Here is a 17419-nt window from a genome sequence, read left to right as displayed (position 1 = left end):
GTTGCCAAACCTACATTTACAGTATGCCCTTATGGGCGCAGCACCTCGTGGTCGGCTATTCCTCCGCCGTTCTGTTTCAGCATCCAGATGCAGTCCTTCTGGCTGGGGTACAGGTCTGTGATTCCCAGTCCTTTCAGATTCAGTTCCGGAAATTTCTGGTGCGAGCCGTCATATTTCGGTCGCACGAAACAGTTGAACTTATTGTTGTACATGTCCGTCAGCCGTTTCTTGAACTCCGGCGACTGCTCTTCCAGCCATTCCGTAAATCCGTTTCTGATTTCGTCAATCTTCGCGTTCGCCAGTTGTATGCCCTCGCTGTCCCGCACCTTTATGTCGTTCCCGTTCTCGTCCTCGCCGACCTTCTTCATCATGTCGGGGCAGGTGTTGTGCAGGGCGTGTTTCAGCAGGTGCATCCCGTCATAGTGGCGGTAGTACCCCTTCACCAGAAACTCGTCGGTGATTTTCATCGTCCTGTGGCCGCACGCCACCGAATACTCGTCAAGACTCTCCGAGTAGCTTATCCGCACGTCCGTGTCAAACAAACGGCTCATGTAGGCGGCATACACGCCCGTGGGTATCCATCGTTCCCCGAAGTTGAAGTCCAGTTCCTCAAACGGAATCTGTTCCGGCATGGCTTCTTTCAGCGCTTCCAGCGACTCCCTTGCCTGCGGCAGCATCCCGTGCTCCCCGTGTCCGCTTATCCATTCCTCCACATCGGCGGCCTTCTGTACCACATTCCCGGCTATGAAGCGGTCGGCTATCTCGTAGCCCTCTGCCAGTGGGTTGTAGAATACCCGTCTTTTCAGTGCCTCCAGCATGTCCGCCTGCGGCATGTCGCAGATGGATTCCATGTAGGGCAGGTTTACTCCGCCATACATGTTCAGCGAGGCGGACAGGGCTTCCTCCGGCGATTCCGCGGCGACTGCCGTTTCCTGCGAAAAGGAAACGGGGCGGTCGAATATGTCCGCCTTCACCATCGTGCCGCCCTCGCTGCGTTCCAGTGCCAGCATGTTGCGTCCCGAAGCGTCCATCATCAGCAGCTTCACGTTCTGCTTGGCGTTCAGGCAACCGTAACGCATCACGAACTCGTCATAGTAGGTGTTCAGGTGGCGGCGCAGCATTTCGTTCTCCTCGTGCTTTTCCGCTTCGTAGGCATAGAGCCGCTCATAGGTGTTGCGCAGGTCTATGTATAGCTGTGCCTTCTGTACCTGCATCCCGTCCATGTCCAGCGGCTGGAATGTGGCGCCGTAACGGGTGACATCCTTCAGTACGCCCACCTGAAATCGTACGCCTGCCGTGTATTCCCATGCCAGCGAGCCGTCCTTCAGGTGCGGCTCCAGTATGCCCTTGAACGGGCGCGGCATCATTTCCTCCTCCCGTTTGCGCTGCCGTTCTTCCGGTGTCAGGGCGGCTTCCTCACGGCGCATGGCTTCTTCCACCTCCGCAATCCGGCGCTTCCTTTCCGCCTCGAATCCGTTTTCCACCGGATAGACTACCGTAGCAGTCGTATCCTGCGTTTCCGCCGTTTTCCCTGCATCGGCTTTTTCTCTTTTCGCCTCCGTTGTTCCGGCCGCTTGTCTGGCGGTGTTGGCTTCCATCTTAGTCTTTCCCAGCCGGCGCAGTTCCGCACGTCGTTCCGGCGTGAGGTACATCATCATTTCATAGAATCCGTTGATGGGCGGGTTCGTTTCCCAGTCCAGACTGCGGTACACTTCATCTTCCGGGTCATAGGATTCTTCCGTTGCGGTGCCGGGTCCCGTCTTTTCTGTTGTCGGGACAGCCGCCTCCGTTTCGGCAGCCGTCGGCGCATCCGTTCCGCCGCGTATGATTTCGTCCATTTCGCGTACCTCTTCCGGGCTGATGCCGGCAACCGCTTCCGCATTTCCCTTGTCCGTTGTCCTTCCCGTATCCTCCACTGGCAGGGAGAACAGTGTCGGCTGCACGGGTTTCTTCCCTTTGTACTTTCCCCCTTTCTTTCTGTCCGGTTTCAGGCCCTGTTCAGCCATCCGTCTTTCCTCCTGCGTATAACCGAACAGGTCATACAGGTCCATTACCGTCCCTCCCATCTGTCTGCCTGGTGCTTCCTGCGACATGCCGGTCATGGCTTGCGCTTTCGGGTGCACACTGTTTTCTTCCTTTTTTGTCCCGTCCGTTACACCCGCAACAGAGGTGGAATTTTCTCTTTTCACCTCCTCCAGCTCACCCGCAACCGGATGGGTATTTTTTCTTTTCGCCTCAATACCTTCGGTCTGTACAGCAATGTTCTGCCGCACATCCTCTCTTTCATGCCCCATGCCGTTGTAGCGTTCCATGTCCAGCCGTGCAGACAGGTCTTCCGACAGCATCCTGTACAGGTCTATGGCAATACCCTCCACACCTCCGCTGTGCGTATATACCATCGCCGGTTTTCCGTACGGGTCGGTACCCCTCTTCGCATCGGTATGTATGATACGTTCCGTGTGGTAGGCGAAATAGGCGTTGTCCGTCAGTCCGCCGTTATGTTCCGTCTGTATGATGGTCATAACCCGTTCCTCCTGTGTCAGTCCCTTCTTTTGCAGGTCTTTTTGCAGGATGATCAGGTCGCTGCCGGCTTCCGTGCCTGCATTGTCGGTAAACAGGTTGTTGGGCAGTCGTATTGCCGATACCAGATTCGCTTTGCTGAACATTTCGTTCCTGACGGAAACCCTCGAACTGTTCAGCACCCCCTGCGAGGTGACGAACGCCACGATGCCGCCGTCACGCACCGCATCCAGACCTTTCAGAAAGAAATAGTCATGGATGGCTTTCTGTGCCGAACGTCTGCCGAAGGATGCGCTGCGGCTGAACTCCGCATCGAACACTCCGAAATCCCCGAAAGGGATATTGGAGATGGCAAGGTCAAAATGGTTCAGAAACGGCTTTTCTATTTTCTCGAAACCCTCCGTGCGTATCTTCTGCTGCGGGTACAGGTGTCCGAGCATCTTGCCCGTCAGCAGGTCTTTCTCAAATGCCATCACCTCCGCCTGCGGATTGTTCGACAATACTGGGCTGATGAACGCGCCCATACCTGCCGACGGCTCCAGCACCAGCCTTGGGCGTACCTTGCGGTCGTGCAGCACGTCCGCTATGGTGTCCGCAATGGCCTGCGGCGTATAGAATGCCGTCAGTACCGATGCCTTCAGCGAGTCCACATACCGCCTGTACTCCGTTTCGTCCCGGCTGTTCTCACGTATCAGACGGTGCAGCTCCACCGTCGGGGCAAACAGTTCGAGGTCTGATTTCGCCCAGTGTACGGCATCCGTCAGTTCCCTGGCGGGATTCAGTATGCACTTCAGTCCCCCGAAGCCGCAGTACCTCTCCAACAGCGCCCTTTCCCGTGCGGTGGGCGTACGCTGTTCCTTCTCCATTGTGAATGCCGTCCGTATCGCCTCGATGTTTTCCCTGAGCCTCTGCTTCTTGTTAAACGCCATAAGCCTCCAGATAAAGCATTATCGCACCCGTCAGCTCCGTATAGAGCAGGTCGTGTTCGGGCGACAGGGCGAATGTGTCGTCCGTTGTGGGATAGCCGGCAAACAGGTTTTTCAGATGCGGGAATATCTCCCGGCAGAACGCCTCGCGTTCCTGTTCCTGCACCTCTTCGGAAAACTCGTTTTCCACCACCTCAAGCAACAGTGCGTAGGGGGAGAAGTGCAACCCTTCGAGCAGGACGCGCATGGCTTCCTCCTGTGCGGCTTCCACCGTACTTCCCGCCGTCCTTTCCTTCTCGAATGTTTCCGAGGCGGCTTCCTCCCTTCCAGTAATGAATGGGGTGTCTGATACTTTGTCCGGATGATATTTTCTCAGATAGTCCAGCAGATACAGCCCGTAGTAGGACAGCTCCGCCGGAGCGGTTTTCTTGTTCTGTTTCATTTTATGATGGATTTAGTGGATTTATTGATAACTTTGCAATTAGAATTTTTATATAAAACCATATGCTTAAAGGAGATAATACAACCATTAAAGTTGTTCATGGAATCAGCGCAAGCGACATGCAGCGTATAAGAGATTTTTTACAAGGAGCCGTTTATTGCTGGTGTAAAAATCGCAAGGGAGAATGGTTCTCAGCAAGAGATTTTATCGGTGGAGATAATTATTATTGGGAACATTATCCACTTGGAGTATTGTATTTCCGTTACATAAATGCTGGCAAACCTCATGATTACGCTTTTGAGCAAGCAGCCAAAGATGCTGGACATATATTGAAAAGCGTATTATCAGATGATGACCGCATTTTTGAAACGGAGGGTGGATACACGCGCAAATATCGCTGGATGGAAGATTAGAAAAAGGCACCCGGTATCCCTCCGGGTGCCACCACTAAATCCATGTAAATAAAAAGTACAACCAGGTTGAAACAGATTATGACATGAATCAGTGGCAAAATTACTCATTATTTTCTTCTTCCTTTCGTTTTCGTACCTTTTCTTTCGCCTTTACTCTCCGCAAACACCAGCTTCGTATTGAACTCCGCATCAAAAGTTACTGCAGCGCTGAAGAGCTTGCCTTGCTTGCTCTTGAACCCGCCGAGCATCGCCGTCTTTCCTTCCGTCAACAGACCGGTCATTTCCTCGTCGGTGAGTGTCTTGCCCGCTATCTGGCGGAACACGGGTAGCAGGCACTCCGGATTGTCGCAGCGCACAACCTTGCCGTAGAACTGCATCGTGCCCGTGCCGCATTTGGGGCAGGTACAGCCCGATGCCTTGTGCCCGAAAATACGGTCACACGCAAGCAGGTCCGTGGTAATCTTGCGGGTATAGCTTTCTATGTCCCTCATAAAAGCCTCATGCGGTGTCTTTCCCTGTTCTATCTTTGCCAGTTCCGCTTCCCAGCGTCCGGTCATCTCCACATTGGCGATGTCCATCTCCTTGACAATGGAATACAGGGCAAGCCCTTTCTCCGTCGGCACCAGTGATTTCTTCACACGCACCATGTATTCCCTTCTGAGCAGCGTTTCGATGATTGCGGCACGTGTGGCGGGTGTGCCGATACCGCAGTCCTTTAGGGCCTGGCGTGCCTCCTCATCCTCCACATCATCGCGTCCGGCGGTCTCCATCGCTGCCAGCAGCGAACTTTCCGTATGCAGCGGTTTCGGTCGGGTCATGCCCGAACTCATCGAGCATCCTGCCATCACCAGTGTGTCACCTTCTGCCCAGTCCAGCAATGCCGTATTGCCGCTGTCCTCGCCGTACTCTCCGTACACGCCGCGCCAGCCTGCCTTGCGCACGATGCAGCCTTTCGCCTCAAATGTCAGGCTCTCGCATCTTTCGCCTGCGTCCGGCACCACCTCCGCTACTACGGTAGCCGTATCCTTCACACATTCCTCCGAAAATGCCTCTACCATGCGTCCGACAATCATGTCGTAGATGATCTGCTCGTTCTTGTACAGGGCAAGCGGGCGGTTGGGTGTCACCAGCAGGGCATGGTGGTCAGTCACTTTCGAGGCATCCACACAACGGCGGTTCAGTTCTCCCAGTTCCCTGATTTTCTCCGCAAGGGCGGAGTGTCCTGCCAGCCGTTCAAACAGCAGCGGTATTTCAGCAAACACATCTTCCGGAATATGGCGGCTCGATGTTCTCGGATAGGTGACGAGCTTCGCTTCATAGAGCTTCTGCACCAGCTCCAGCGTCTGTTCCGCCGTGAATCCATGTTTCGTGTTCGCCTCCTTCTGCAGTGTGGTCAGGTCGTACAGCAGCGGCGGGTTCTCCACCTTCTCCTTCTTTTCCACCTTGGTGACGGTGGCGCACATCTTCGCCTTTACCTTATTGTATGATGCAGCCGCCTCTTCCTTATCCTGCCATTTCTTTACCGAGGAGAACTTCACTATCGTATCCGTACCCGCCGGTGTCACCGAGAAATGCAGCTGGTGTACCGGTTCCGGCGTAAAGCGTCTGTTCTCCCAGTACCTCTTGCAGACCATACCCAGCGTGGGTGTCTGTACGCGTCCTACCGAATACGTGCCCCGTCCGGCGGCTACGGTCAGTGCCTGCGTGCCGTTGATGCCCACCAGCCAGTCCGCCTCGCTGCGTGCCTTTGCCGCCAGATACAGGTCATCATATTCATGCCCGTCCTTCAGTTCCTTCAATCCCTTGCGGATGGCGGTGTCCGTAAGCGAGCTTATCCACAGGCGGCGGAAGGGCAGCGTACAGCCCGTATAGGCATACAGGTATCTGAATATCAGTTCCCCTTCGCGTGCGCAGTCCGTTGCCACTATTATGCCGTCGCTCTCGTTCCACAGTTTCGTAATCACTTTTATCTGTTTCACCGCTGCCGCGTCCGCCTTGTAGCCCTTGTCCGTCTTTACCTGGCGTGGTATCAGCATGAACTCCTCCGGTATCACCGGCAGGCTGTCCCTGCTGAATCCCTTGAAACCGTAGCCCTCAGGCAGGGCAGGTTGTACCAGATGCCCCAGTGCCCATGTCACATGGTATCCGTTTCCTGTATAAAATCCTTCTTCCTTTCTTGTTGCTCCGGCGATGCGTGCTATCTCACGTGCCACGCTCGGTTTTTCTGCCAATATGGTAATCATACATTTTCTGTTTTAATCATTGATACTTTTGTTCCTTGTGGAGTGGAACGGGGTACGCCGGTTATCCGTGGGATATGCGGTACATGGCGCATGAGGCCCCGTTTCAATCCGTTGTTTATTCTCTTGTAATGGATTTAGTGGTGGCACTCAGGATACCTTCATGCCTTTGCTCTTCTTCGGTTTTTCCTGCTGTTGTTTCTGGGCGTCGTCCTTCGGTGCGGTCTGTCCCTGCTGAAGCGGCTCCTTCACATGTCTGGTGGCCTCGTTCGTCTTGCCCTCGTTGTTCACCGCAAGCTGTGTGCGGCTCTCGTTCGACGGGGCAACGGTCTGTGCCAGGTCAGGGTTTTCCGAATAGGTCAGCGGTCTGCCTTTCTCACGGTCGAACTTCAGGTATTTTGTGCAGGGCTGTCCCTTGTCATCCTTCGCGTTGGCAAGCACCACGACCTTACCCGCCACATAGTCCGCCTTCTGCTGTTCCGTGAATTTGTCGTCCTTCCATTTGCCTATCGGACGTATGCTTCCGTCCTCGTTCGTCCACGAGCGGTTGCGCCGCTGTCCGTTCTCCTGATTCCCGTCTTCCTTCTGCTGCTGTCCGGTAGCATCCGAGGCTTCCGGGCTTTTCTGTTTTTTCTCCTGTCCGTTTCCGCGTCGCTGCGACTGTCCTTGCCACAGATGCTCCGGCACAAACTCCACGTCGCGCTTGTCAGCGTTCACCTGCAGCATGGCCTCGAACTTGCGCCCGCCCTTCAGTGTCACCTCCTTGGGCAGTGCCAGCCCCGCACGCAGGATTTCCTGTTCCGCCTTCGACAGTTCCGTCAGTCCGATCCGGTTCGGGATGCGCACTTTGTTCGTTGGCACGTCCACTATCTCATTCGTCAGTCGGTCGATGCTTACGTACGCCAAGCGCATCTCTCCGGTCTTCGTATCGGCAACGTTAACCAGCTTGCCCAGGTTACCCGTCTGTTTCAGTGCCTGCTTGTCCTCGTCCGTGAATGTATAGCCGTTGTATGGCACGTCGAGTCTCGGCTCATGGCGTACGAAGTGGGGGGTAAGTTTCAGCTTTCCGTCTTCCGCTTTCTGCAACGAGAGTCGGGCTTGCAACTCATAGCGTTCTCCGCCCAGCACCGGTTCCACCGTCACCAGCCTTGTCTTCCCGTAGTTCATCAGGGCTTTCATGTCCTTTTCAGACAGGTTTTCCCTTTTCACACCGAACTGCTCCAGTTCCTTCCAGTCCACATCGCTGTCCGCAATCAGGTTCGGTTTCTCCGGTTTTGCCTGCGCTTGCCCTTCCTGTGCGGGCTGTTGTCCCTGTGCCGTCTGCGTTTCCGCTGCCTGCGGCTGCTGTTCCTGATTTTTCTGTTTCATTTCTTTCATTTTCTCGTCCGTTTTCTGTTCCACATTGTTTTCTTCCGTATTTTCTTTTTTCACCTCCTCCTCAGCCTGCTGTTCCTCAGCCTCCGTTTCGGCATTTTCTCTTTTCATCTCCTCCGCAGCCTGCTGTTCCTCAGTCTCCGTTTCAGTATTTTCTCTTTTCACCTCCTCCGCAGTCTGTTGTTCTTCAGTCTCCGTTTCGGCATTTTCTTTTTTCGCCTCCTCTGTAGTCTGCTGTTCCTCAGCCTGCTGGTACGCCGATGTATCCACTTTATGCGGTGCGAGCAGGTCAGCATTCGCCACTGGGTCTTTCAGCAGGTCCTTGATAACCGGAAGCAGAGCTTCCACCGTGTCCGCTGCCACCCTGTAGAAACCGAATCGCGTCGGCTCCTTACACTGACGGTAGAAATTTCTCATGAAATTGTCTATCGCATCCCCGTGGCGGTCAAAGCGCAAAAACTCCTGCGAGTGTTCCGCCTTTGCCTGTGCCCTCTTGGGATAGCCCCTGGCATCCAGTCCGGCAACCACACTGATTTCGCCCGTCTTCTCGTCGCGGACGACCAGTACATCCTCTTGCTTTTTCTTTTTCTGTTCCATTGATTGATTTTTTTTATTGTTTGATCATAGTCCCGCCGGTATTCCCGTGCAGGTCTGTTTTTCTTTTTGTTCCGGTTTCCCGTTCACCTTACAGTCCCGGTTTGCATCAGACATACCCTCAGCTTCCCGTTTACATCCGGTTCACCATCCACTTCCGGTTTCTCTTTTCGCCTCCGTTTCACGTACGCTTTTCAGTCCCGGTATTCCTTCTGCCTCCTTTTTTCCCTTTCGCCGTTTTGCTCGGAGCTTTCTTTCCCGTTCCTTCCTTCACTTTCAGCACCTTTTTGCCGTCCTGCGTCACCTCTTCCATGTTCCGGCTGATAAACTCCAGCACGTCCGATTCCTTGTAGTAGGTCTTGCGGCTGATTTTCTGGTAACGCAGTCCGTATTCGCTGCGGAACCGCTGTAGCGACCGTTTGCTCGTTCTCAGCATCTCGCACAGGTCCTGATTGTCATACAGCCGTTCTCCGTCCATGTACTTCACGCCCGCCGCTTCCTTGTTTATCAGCACCGATATGATGCTGTCCAGCCGGTCAATCCGTTCCATGAGGCGCTTCATCCATTCCTCGAACACATCCTTACCAATCCCTTCCATCATCCGCCTCCTTTCTTGTCATCAGGTAGTTATGCTTGAACTCCTCCAGCGTCTTGGGATTGCAGTGTACGATTTTCCGTCTCACGCATTCCTCCAGATCCGTCAGTCTGTACCGGCACTTGCTTCTCACCATCATGTAGGGAATAGTCTTGTCCTTTCGCATCCGTTGCAGTGTCCTCGTGCTGATTTTCAGCAGGTCCGCCGCCTCCTCGCTCGTCAGCAGGATTTCCGCTTCCTCCTTCGGCACATTGTCTTTCTTGAAAACATAGTCCGCTATGCGGTCTATCTTCTCCATCATCGTCTTCACGACCTCATTGTCCATCGTTATTATTTCCATATCCTTCCGTATTGGTTACGCTGCAAAGGTGCGCAACTCCGCGCAGGCACAATCCATAGTATTTCCATAGTAGGGAATGATTTTCCTCGTTTTCCTTCCTGATTTTCTTATAAGTTGTTTATTATCATTATCTTTGCAAGAAATTTAAAATATCAAATATGACAGTTATAGTTTTAGGAGCTGGAGTAGATGCAACATCTGGTATTGAAATGCCATTGACAAATGAACTTATTCCTCAAATTAATGATTTTATAAAAAATGATGGACGAGAAATAGATGAGAAGCTACGTAATATTATTCCATCATTAAGATTTCATTTTGACAAACTTATAAAAGATACAATAGAAAGATTTGTACAAGATTTTGGTAGAGAAATTACTAAAATTAAAGAGGGGGTACAAACTGTTCTTACTAATGATAACACATTGAGTCCTGAAAACCAAAAAATGGGTCAATTGATTGTTGCTATTATGAATAAGGTAGAATCAATGAAAACAGGGGCTACATTGGATCAAGAAACTGCTGAATTAATTGAAGAGGTTTTTGGAGAAAACTTTGCCGTTACAGATGAATCAATTATCGATTTTTCAAAATTAGTATATACTGACACCTTTAAAAGTGTTATGAGACAGATTTTGGAAAGAAGTATGCAAGAGCCTAATCATCCTATATTAAAACACGTATATCATAATTTATTAGATATTGAAGATTTGTTGATGAATTATTTTATCGGTTTTTATATAGACAAGCCAGCATCTATAAAAAATTACATTTATATATCATGGATGTTGTGGGTATATTTAAAAAGAAGGAAAATGATATATATACAACATATAGTGAACGAATGCATGAGTTTCCCGTATATTCTAAGATTCCGGAAGATTGGCAGATTGTTACTTTTAACTACTCTTCATTTGCATATTTCTTTACAAAAGGAAAGGACTATCCTGCATTATATTTTCATGGTAATTTGATGAATTATGTAGATATCCAGAATAAAACAGAAATAAAAATTGAAGATCAAGAATATTGCTCATTAGATATTATTTCATTTATTGAAAACCAATTAACTCCCAATATAAACTTTGAGGAGGATAATATAAAGTATTCTATTCCTGAGTTTTTGCCACCAATAAAAATTAAACCTGTGCTTTCTAAGACCTTTATTCAAACATGGTATAAAGCAGAGCAAAAAATGAAAGAAGCAGACAAAATTATTATTGTAGGTTATTCATTCAATAAATCTGATGAGCACTTTAATAGTATATTACATGAATGTATATCTAAACCTATATTTATTATTGATACAAATGTAGACAACGTAATAAAGAAGATGGAAAAATTGTATGGATTTTCTTCTAATTCTTATATGTCTATGAGTATCCAAGGTCATTCGGCAAAGAGAAAATCACAATTAACTATAATTCAAGCTAATGCTCATGAAATTAATTTTCAGGAACTGTAAACGAATAGAATATATTATTTTAGGCATAACCATATTACTATTAATTTATGCTGCAATAACTTTGATTATTCAAACTGGTTTAAGTTGGTTATTTGATGCAGATTATTTGGATAAATATGGTTCATTTCTGGGTGGTATAGCAGCCTTTATAAGTATTTATTATTTATATCAGACTCTGAAAGAACAAGGAAGGCAGTTTCAAATTCAAAATTTTGAAAGCAAATATTTTGAATTGATAAAATTTAATAGAGAAAAAGCCAATTCACTGCTCAATAAAAATCCTAATCAGGATTTGTCTATTGAGTTTATGGAGTTCTTTGTTAAACAGATTGAAGAAGCTATAGTAATTGTAGATGAGATTATTAGTGGTGCAGAAATTGATACTGTATACGCTGATATTAATGAATTCAATAAAGACCAAAATAAATGGAAAGAGTTGTTAAAAGAGCGTACCATTATTAATATTAGTTTTTTGATTGTTTTCTTTGGCGTAAAGAAATATGGATACAATCTTTTGAAAAATAGGTATCTGAAAAAATATAATGAAGATGTCATAAATGATATTTTAAAAAGTTTTCGTTTAAGGATAAATGGCAGTAACAATATAGCAATATATCATGGTCCTATTGAATATTCAAATATTATAAATAATGACAACAAATATTACACAGGATTTCAACATGAAAGTGGTAATTATTTTAGAACACTATTTCAGTGCGTAAAATATGTGAATAAGCAGCGGTTTTTACATTATATGGAGAAATATGAATATATAAAGATTTTAAGATGTCAGATGTCTAATACAGAAGAAAAGTTATTATTCTATGATACAATAAGTGATTTAGGGGCTGAATGGGAGTATAATGCCAACAATATAAATGATAAACTTATTACAAAATATAATTTCATTAAAAATATTCCATTGGGGGAAGAAGATAAATATTCTCCTATAAAATTTTATCCCAATATAAATTTTGAAGCTTCTATAACAATTCCAAGAGAAAGAAGTATTTTAGAAGCAAAATATACTTAACCAGTTACAACACATATTGTTACTAACAGTATTATAAAAGCTATACATTGAAAAATATATAAATCAATAGACATGAATAAATTTTGTGCACTAACAGGAGAAGTAACTGATTTAAAAGCCTCACATATCATACCAAAATTCTTTTATGCTGATTTAAAGAAAAAAGGAGGCTGCTATTTTCGTTCTACTTATAATCCTAAATTAGAGCATAAAGACGGTATTAAAATTCCTCTTTTGGGAAATAAGGCAGAACTATTATTTTCAAAACAAGAAAAATGGTTTAAAGAAAACGTGTTTGATTATTATCATAATAAACAAAAAACAATCATTCAGCCAATAAAGATGAGAAATGAATTATTTTATTTCTCAGTATCCTTATTATGGCGTTCCATCCATTATTTAATGCATCTTCACCCTGATAATTTTCAAAGTGCCTTTAAAAACAAACAGATTTATGACTTGGTTATAGATGCAGAAAAAGAATGGAAGCAATATTTGAATGGAGGGGATATTCCTGAGATATATTCCAATATTTATATTGCAACTTTTGATAATATCATCTCAGAATTTTCCGATAATGCTGATTTACTATTTTATTTAAAAAGAAGTTGTGATTTTGGAGTTATTACAGACAACTTAGATATAATGATTAATTGTGCCTTTTTTTGCAAGTGCCCAAACTTTATATTTTTTGCAGATTTATTGCCTTCAACTAGTGGTGACTTTGAATATGGATACTTGGTTAATAATCTACCAGAATATGAAAAAACGACGTTCATCGAAGATTGGACAATAAATGACAACCGCATTATAGAGTGTCTTTTTGAACGGTCGGATTTACAGAAATCTCTGATTGAAAAAAATCCAGTTTCATCTAAAGCAGCACAACAGATTGTATCTCGAATAAAAAGTACCCCAAACTTTAAAGACAGTGAATTAGGGCAACTTTTGAAAATGAAATACGACTGACTCACACCGTCTTCCCCAGAAACACCCCGATAACCGACAATGCCCCCAGTTGTTTCATCTTTCGTTGCAGTTGCCTGAAGCTCTCCCCGGTCGTGAGTACATCATCCAGCAGGACAACATTCTTTCCTCTGATATACCGCCGTGTGAATTGCAGGTTCCGCAGTATGTCCTTATCCTTTCCCTTTCCTTTCAGTTGCTCGCGGTCTTCCTCTATCCAGATGGCCTTGAAACCGTCCGTAATGCCCAGCCATTCCGACAGGTAGTAGCATACCACCGGGAAGCGTTTCCGCTGTCTTTCCCTTGTTGATGCGGGTATAGGTATCAGTACCGTGTCTTCCTTCTTTCCGTTGAATCCCGCATGTTTCAGACACAGTGCCAGTATCCGTGCGACCAGCTCGCCACAGTGTCCTCCTTCCTTAAAACGGAATATCAGGTTGCTTACCCGTTTTTGGTGTGCATTCGTCTTTTCAATCTTCGTTGGGTAATAGTCATGCAGGTAGTGACACCTGCACCCGTCTATAAGAACTTCTCCCTTGAACATCGTTTCGTACGGGTAGAAGTCCATTTTCTTCTCCCTTTCAAACGTAAAGTTCAGCACATCCCTCATCATGGCATTCCATTCCTTCGACCTGCCCAGCGAATACCATCCCGCATGTTTCCCGGCTTCCATCAGGCACATGCCGATTTCCATCGCCTCGCTGAACCGCTGGTGCGAGACGATGTACCACCCGTGTTTCCGGCACAGACCGGCAAACTCCTTTATGTCCGCAGTCAGGAAGTACATCATGCCTTCCTCTCTGATGACTACCGTCAGTTCCGACTTCGGTTTCTCCCTGCAGAACAGGCTTTCGCTGTAATTCACTCCGTGCCATACCGACTCCGTGCATTCCTCATCGCAGAACTGCACTTCCACCTCTTCAAGCAGGTCAAATTCTTCCACCATACCGTTTCTGTCTTTAATTACAGGTTTAAGAGGGACATAAGTTACACATTATTATCGGTTTACGGATAAGCGCGTTTGCGGTTTTATATTTTTTAACTTATATAAAACACGTGTCGGGACAGCCTCCCGAACAGGGGAGACTATCCCGACACGTATATCCGCCATATCCTGCGGCTTTCAGTTCCAGCTGTTTCTCTTTTCGCCGCTCATGCAAAGAATCACCGTACTTTTCTTCTTTTCAAATGATTCTGCCAACCGTCTTGCAGCCCACTTTCTGAATGCCTCGCATTTCAGTCCCTTCATGCGGAATCCCAGTGCAATGATGGTTGCCAGACTGTAGAGGTCCACACTGCAATTTTTTCCGTTATAGGTGAAATGTTCCACCCGCACATCCCGGTATTCATCAAAGTCACCGGTTTTTGCAAGGGATTTCAGTCCGGCATTTACCGACTGTACAAACACGCCATACGCCCGTGCGATGTCGCATTTCGGCAACCATACCTCGCCCTTGTCGTCCGTTTCTATCCTTACGCTCACCTTATCAGGTGCATTGCGGTTATATTCCACTTCAAAATTGCCAAATCTCACCATAATAGTTGCTTTTATACATTATATATGGAATCTCAGCATGGAGGTCATAACATGGCATCCAGTTTTCCCGCAAGGACCTCCATATCCTTTCTTATCTTCTCATTGGTTATGCGGGCATAGATTTGCGTCGTTTCAATGTTCGTATGCCCCAGCATTTTCGACACCGTTTCAATCGGCACGCCTTTAGCCAGAGTAGTGGTCGTAGCAAACGTGTGACGTGCCAGGTGCACAATTTAAGCAAAAGCAACGGAAAGTGAAGATGAGAGAAATGAACTGCAAGTGGTTGAGAATGAGCAATATTTCATAATTCTGCCAATTGTCTGAAAAGCAAAGCCGAGCAGGATATTGAGTTATTTCAGTTACCAAACCGTTAGCGGTCAGTTACCGAAACCAACACTGCTAACGAGGTGAAAAACAAATAGTTTGTCACCAGTGTTTGTTGCACTGTTCTGCACAACTTTCAATGACGGAGAATGCTTACTGATTGATTATTTTTGCAAACTAAAAAAGTAAGCAGATGAAAGTTGAAAAATTCAAGGTGTTGCTCTACCTTAAAAAGAGCGGATTGGACAAGAACGGTAAGGCTCCCATCATGGGACGCATCACCCTCAACCGAACAATGGCGCAGTTCGGTTGCAAGTTGTCATGTACGCCAAAGTTATGGAATCCACGTGAGAGCAGACTTGACGGCAAGAGCAAGGAGGCTGTGGAAGTGAACGCCAAGATTGACAAGCTGTTGCTGGCAATAAACTCAGCCTACGAGTCACTTGTGGAGCGCAAGACGGATTTTGACGCAAAGGCGATAAAGGATCTGTTTCAATGCAGTGCAGACACTCAGATGACCTTGTTGAAGCAGCTTGACGCCATCATTGCGGACATTGAGTCAAGAATCGGCATCGACTACAAGAAAGGCACGCTTCCAAACTACCAGTACACTCGCCTGACATTGGGATTGTTCGTCAAGAAGCGTTATGGAACTGACGATGTGGCATTCGGTGAGCTTGACGAGCAGTTTATCCGTGAGTACATGGACTTTTGCTTGGACGAGAGAGGTCTTGCACTTGATACAGTCCGCCACTATCTCGCCATATTGAAGAAGACCTGCCGAATAGCTTTCAAGGCAGGACACTCCGAGCGTTATCATTTCATGCACTTCAAGCTACCTCAAAAGAAAGAGAATCCACCAAAGGCATTGACACGTGAGGACTTCCTGAAAATTCGTGACCTCGAAATACCAGAGCGAAGAAAATCGTTGGCTTTGACCCGTGACCTTTTTCTTTTCGCCTGCTATACAGGCACGGCTTATGCCGATACGGTTTCCATCACGGAAGAAAACCTCTTTCGTGATGAGGAGGGCAGCCTTTGGCTGAAATACCACAGAAAGAAGAACAAGATGCTTGCACGTGTGAAGTTACTGCCAGAGGCGCTTGCCATGTTGGAGAAATACAAAGACCCGACAAGACCTACTCTTTTACCGCCACAGGAATTTCGAGTGCTGAGAGGTAACATGAAAAGTCTCCGAGTACTATCTGGCATAAGTATGGATTTGGTCTATCATGTTGGACGGCACAGTTTCGCATCGCTCGTTACGCTCGAAGAAGGTGTTCCGATAGAGACTATCAGCAAAATGCTTGGTCACAACAACATTCAGACCACGCAAATCTATGCACGTGTCACCCCGAAAAAGCTATTTGAGGATATGGACAAGTTCATCGAAGCTAACAAGGACTTCAAGTTTGTCCTGTAATATTATCACAAAATAAGAAAGGAACATAACAATGAGAAGTACATACAAGCAGTTTTATTATATCAACCGTGGCAGAGTAAAGGCAGACGGAACCACATCTATATTTTGCCGTATCACGATTGACGGCAAAGTGTCAGCCATAGCAACTGGTCTTTACTGTGCTCCCGAAGAATGGGACACGAAAAAAGGTGAAGCCAAGAATGCAAGAGTGAACGGACAACTGCAAGCGTTCAGACTAAGAATTGACGAAGCCTACGAGCAGGCAACAAAGGAAAAGGGCATCGTTACCGCCGAGATTCTGAAGAATGTTATTGTTGATGCAAATACTATCCCGATGACATTGCTTGCCACTGGCGAGGAGGAGCGTGAACGCCTTAGGCTGCGCTCCATCCGTATTAACTCAACATCTTCTTATCGCCAATCTAAGACATCGCAGCTCAACTTGCGAGAGTTCATCGGGTTACGAGGAATGAATGACATTGCATTTGAAGATTTGACTGAGGAATTTGGCAAATCTTATAAGTTGTTCTTGATTGGCAAAGGGTATAGTGCATCCAATACGAACCATAATCTTTGTTGGCTGCAACGCTTGGTTTATATCGCTGTTGACAGAGGTCTGCTGAAATTCAATCCATTGGAAGATGTCGGATATGAAAAGAAAGGCTCACCAAAGCGTAGACATATATCCAGAAATGACTTGCTGCTCATTATGGAGACTCCTATGGAGGATAAGGCTTTGGAGTTGGCACGAAGAATGTTTGTTTTCTCCAGCCTTACAGGTTTGGCTTATGTCGATTTACGTAACCTGTATCCACACCATATCGGGATGACGGCAGACGGTAGAAAATACATCCGTGAGAAAAGAGCAAAGACCAACAACGAAGCGTTCATTCCCTTGCACCCGATAGCTGAACAAATAATGTCGCTATACAATACAGCTGATGATAGCAAACCTGTTTTCCCTCTTTCTTCACGTGATTCCATGTGGTTTGAATTTCATTCACTCGGTGTGGCTTTGGGTATAAATGAGAACCTTACCGCACACGTTGCAAGACATACATTCGGAGTAAACATGGTTACTTCGGGCATATCAATGGAAAGCATCGCCAAGATGATGGGGCATTCCAACCTGCGAAGCACCCAGGTCTATGCCGTCATCACCGATGACAAGATATCCAAGGACATGGACAAGCTGATGCAGCGCAGAGAAACAAAAGAAACTGACCA

The 17419-nt window shown here is 47.0% G+C and carries 14 protein-coding genes and 2 pseudogenes; 7 read left to right on the top strand and 9 right to left on the bottom strand.

The window, feature by feature from the left end; genetic code table 11:
• Nucleotides 1–41: 41 nt before the first annotated feature.
• Both DXA74_RS16680 and DXA74_RS14395 read right to left on the bottom strand, forming a co-directional pair.
• A pseudogene (locus DXA74_RS16680) lies at nucleotides 42–3449 on the bottom strand (N-6 DNA methylase); the annotation flags it as partial.
• Complete coding sequence (locus tag DXA74_RS14395; protein ID WP_118528774.1) at nucleotides 3439–3888, bottom strand: DUF1896 family protein; 450 nt, start codon at nucleotides 3886–3888, stop codon at nucleotides 3439–3441. The pseudogene DXA74_RS16680 and the gene DXA74_RS14395, both read right to left, overlap by 11 nt.
• Before the next feature lie 62 nt (nucleotides 3889–3950).
• Here DXA74_RS14395 and DXA74_RS14390 point away from each other — a divergent pair, with 62 nt between their 5' ends.
• A complete protein-coding gene (locus DXA74_RS14390) occupies nucleotides 3951–4301 on the top strand; it encodes a hypothetical protein (protein ID WP_005650118.1) in 351 nt (116 codons plus the stop codon).
• A gap of 107 nt (nucleotides 4302–4408) precedes the next feature.
• On the opposite strand, the gene DXA74_RS14385 is transcribed toward DXA74_RS14390, so the two are convergent.
• The 4 genes from DXA74_RS14385 to DXA74_RS14370 all read right to left on the bottom strand — a co-directional run bounded on the left by DXA74_RS14385 (nucleotide 4409) and on the right by DXA74_RS14370 (nucleotide 9444).
• Complete coding sequence (locus DXA74_RS14385; RefSeq protein ID WP_118528772.1) at nucleotides 4409–6544, bottom strand: type IA DNA topoisomerase; 2136 nt, start codon at nucleotides 6542–6544, stop codon at nucleotides 4409–4411.
• A 147-nt stretch (nucleotides 6545–6691) separates the two neighbouring features.
• Nucleotides 6692–8512, bottom strand: coding sequence for a DUF4099 domain-containing protein (locus tag DXA74_RS14380; RefSeq protein ID WP_118528770.1), 1821 nt, complete (start codon nucleotides 8510–8512; stop codon nucleotides 6692–6694).
• A gap of 178 nt (nucleotides 8513–8690) precedes the next feature.
• Nucleotides 8691–9107 (bottom strand): helix-turn-helix domain-containing protein, encoded by a 417-nt coding sequence (locus tag DXA74_RS14375; protein ID WP_118528776.1) that lies wholly within the window; start codon nucleotides 9105–9107, stop codon nucleotides 8691–8693.
• Complete coding sequence (locus DXA74_RS14370) at nucleotides 9091–9444, bottom strand: helix-turn-helix domain-containing protein (protein WP_018709308.1); 354 nt, start codon at nucleotides 9442–9444, stop codon at nucleotides 9091–9093. Before DXA74_RS14370 ends, DXA74_RS14375 begins: the two co-directional genes overlap by 17 nt.
• A gap of 158 nt (nucleotides 9445–9602) precedes the next feature.
• Between DXA74_RS14370 and DXA74_RS14365 the strand changes: the two genes are divergently transcribed.
• The 4 genes from DXA74_RS14365 to DXA74_RS14350 all read left to right on the top strand — a co-directional run bounded on the left by DXA74_RS14365 (nucleotide 9603) and on the right by DXA74_RS14350 (nucleotide 12911).
• Complete coding sequence (locus DXA74_RS14365) at nucleotides 9603–10418, top strand: hypothetical protein (protein WP_118528768.1); 816 nt, start codon at nucleotides 9603–9605, stop codon at nucleotides 10416–10418.
• A complete protein-coding gene (locus DXA74_RS14360; RefSeq protein WP_118528766.1) occupies nucleotides 10418–10909 on the top strand; it encodes a hypothetical protein in 492 nt (163 codons plus the stop codon). Before DXA74_RS14365 ends, DXA74_RS14360 begins: the two co-directional genes overlap by 1 nt.
• Complete coding sequence (locus DXA74_RS14355) at nucleotides 10884–11942, top strand: putative phage abortive infection protein (RefSeq protein ID WP_158576089.1); 1059 nt, start codon at nucleotides 10884–10886, stop codon at nucleotides 11940–11942. The genes DXA74_RS14360 and DXA74_RS14355 overlap by 26 nt, the downstream gene beginning before the upstream one ends.
• 72 nt (nucleotides 11943–12014) lie before the next feature.
• Nucleotides 12015–12911 carry a hypothetical protein gene (locus DXA74_RS14350; RefSeq protein ID WP_118528762.1) on the top strand — a complete coding sequence of 299 codons (897 nt, stop codon included), beginning with the start codon at nucleotides 12015–12017 and terminating at the stop codon, nucleotides 12909–12911.
• Between the two features lies 1 nt (nucleotide 12912).
• On the opposite strand, the gene DXA74_RS14345 is transcribed toward DXA74_RS14350, so the two are convergent.
• The 3 genes and pseudogenes from DXA74_RS14345 to DXA74_RS14335 form a co-directional block, all read right to left on the bottom strand.
• Nucleotides 12913–13854: a ComF family protein gene (locus DXA74_RS14345; protein WP_118528760.1), complete on the bottom strand. Its 942-nt coding sequence runs from the start codon at nucleotides 13852–13854 to the stop codon at nucleotides 12913–12915.
• Between the two features lie 177 nt (nucleotides 13855–14031).
• Nucleotides 14032–14445 (bottom strand): virulence RhuM family protein, encoded by a 414-nt coding sequence (locus DXA74_RS14340; protein ID WP_013617246.1) that lies wholly within the window; start codon nucleotides 14443–14445, stop codon nucleotides 14032–14034.
• A 44-nt stretch (nucleotides 14446–14489) separates the two neighbouring features.
• A pseudogene (locus DXA74_RS14335) lies at nucleotides 14490–14672 on the bottom strand (tyrosine-type recombinase/integrase); the annotation flags it as partial.
• Nucleotides 14673–14962: 290 nt separating this feature from the next.
• Here DXA74_RS14335 and DXA74_RS14330 point away from each other — a divergent pair.
• Together DXA74_RS14330 and DXA74_RS14325 are read left to right on the top strand one after the other, a co-directional pair.
• Nucleotides 14963–16192, top strand: a complete 1230-nt coding sequence (locus tag DXA74_RS14330) for a site-specific integrase (protein WP_118528758.1) — start codon at nucleotides 14963–14965, stop codon at nucleotides 16190–16192.
• 31 nt (nucleotides 16193–16223) lie between these two features.
• Nucleotides 16224–17419 (top strand): site-specific integrase (locus DXA74_RS14325; RefSeq protein WP_147401140.1); only part of this gene is annotated, 1196 nt, incomplete at its 3' end.

Origin of the sequence: Bacteroides sp. OF04-15BH (assembly GCF_003477995.1) — a bacterium.
In the GTDB taxonomy this organism is placed as follows: Bacteria; Bacteroidota; Bacteroidia; order Bacteroidales; family Bacteroidaceae; genus Paraprevotella.
The sequence above is the reverse complement of the archived record's forward strand: the minus strand, read 5'-3'. Positions and strand labels throughout refer to the sequence as shown.

Excerpts from the sequence above, each read along its gene's own strand:
- DXA74_RS14330 (WP_118528758.1), top strand. The coding sequence starts at position 14,963 with ATGAAAGTTGAAAAATTCAAGGTGTTGCTCTACCTTAAAAAGAGCGGA.
- DXA74_RS14345 (WP_118528760.1), bottom strand. The coding sequence starts at position 13,854 with ATGGTGGAAGAATTTGACCTGCTTGAAGAGGTGGAAGTGCAGTTCTGC.
- DXA74_RS14385 (WP_118528772.1), bottom strand. The coding sequence starts at position 6,544 with ATGATTACCATATTGGCAGAAAAACCGAGCGTGGCACGTGAGATAGCA.
- DXA74_RS14380 (WP_118528770.1), bottom strand. The coding sequence starts at position 8,512 with ATGGAACAGAAAAAGAAAAAGCAAGAGGATGTACTGGTCGTCCGCGAC.
- DXA74_RS14340 (WP_013617246.1), bottom strand. The coding sequence starts at position 14,445 with ATGGTGAGATTTGGCAATTTTGAAGTGGAATATAACCGCAATGCACCT.
- DXA74_RS14350 (WP_118528762.1), top strand. The coding sequence starts at position 12,015 with ATGAATAAATTTTGTGCACTAACAGGAGAAGTAACTGATTTAAAAGCC.
- DXA74_RS14360 (WP_118528766.1), top strand. The coding sequence starts at position 10,418 with ATGAATTATGTAGATATCCAGAATAAAACAGAAATAAAAATTGAAGAT.
- DXA74_RS14375 (WP_118528776.1), bottom strand. The coding sequence starts at position 9,107 with ATGGAAGGGATTGGTAAGGATGTGTTCGAGGAATGGATGAAGCGCCTC.
- DXA74_RS14390 (WP_005650118.1), top strand. The coding sequence starts at position 3,951 with ATGCTTAAAGGAGATAATACAACCATTAAAGTTGTTCATGGAATCAGC.
- DXA74_RS14395 (WP_118528774.1), bottom strand. The coding sequence starts at position 3,888 with ATGAAACAGAACAAGAAAACCGCTCCGGCGGAGCTGTCCTACTACGGG.
- DXA74_RS14365 (WP_118528768.1), top strand. The coding sequence starts at position 9,603 with ATGACAGTTATAGTTTTAGGAGCTGGAGTAGATGCAACATCTGGTATT.
- DXA74_RS14370 (WP_018709308.1), bottom strand. The coding sequence starts at position 9,444 with ATGGAAATAATAACGATGGACAATGAGGTCGTGAAGACGATGATGGAG.
- DXA74_RS14355 (WP_158576089.1), top strand. The coding sequence starts at position 10,884 with ATGAAATTAATTTTCAGGAACTGTAAACGAATAGAATATATTATTTTA.